The 461-nt window shown below is 53.1% G+C and carries 1 protein-coding gene; it reads left to right on the top strand.

Annotation, left to right across the window (positions count from 1 at the left end; genetic code table 11):
- The coding region (locus Xbed_RS19090; protein ID WP_244182578.1) for a terminase large subunit domain-containing protein at positions 1-461 on the top strand (461 nt) is incomplete at both ends.

Here is a 461-nt window from a genome sequence, read left to right as displayed (position 1 = left end):
CGGCCTGTAAACGGGTGAAACAAGCGGTGAAACGCTACTATAACGACCTGAATAGCCCGCTTTATCTGTTTGATTCGGAGGTTGTCGGGCGATTTATTGCCTTTTCCCGTCACTGTCCGCACGTCAAAGGCCATTTGCGGGGCAAACCGATTATTCTGGAGCCGTGGCAGCAGTTCGCCTTTGCCAACTTGTTCGGTTTTAAAGTCAAAGCAACCGGACGCCGAAAATACCGCAGTGCGTACATTCAGGTGCCACGCAAAAATGCCAAGTCCACCGTGGCTGCGATACTGGCGAACTGGTTCCTCGTGATGGAGTCAGGCCAGCAGGATATCTACACCGCCGCCGTGAGTCGGGATCAGGCGCGCATTGTGTTTGATGATGCCCGTCAGATGTGCCTGCTATCCAAGCCGTTCAAGAAACGGGTCGCTATCCAGCAACACAAAGTGACCTATCCAAAGAGT

Origin of the sequence: Xenorhabdus beddingii (assembly GCF_002127545.1) — a bacterium.
GTDB lineage: Bacteria > Pseudomonadota > Gammaproteobacteria > Enterobacterales > Enterobacteriaceae > Xenorhabdus > Xenorhabdus beddingii.
The sequence above is the reverse complement of the archived record's forward strand: the minus strand, read 5'-3'. Positions and strand labels throughout refer to the sequence as shown.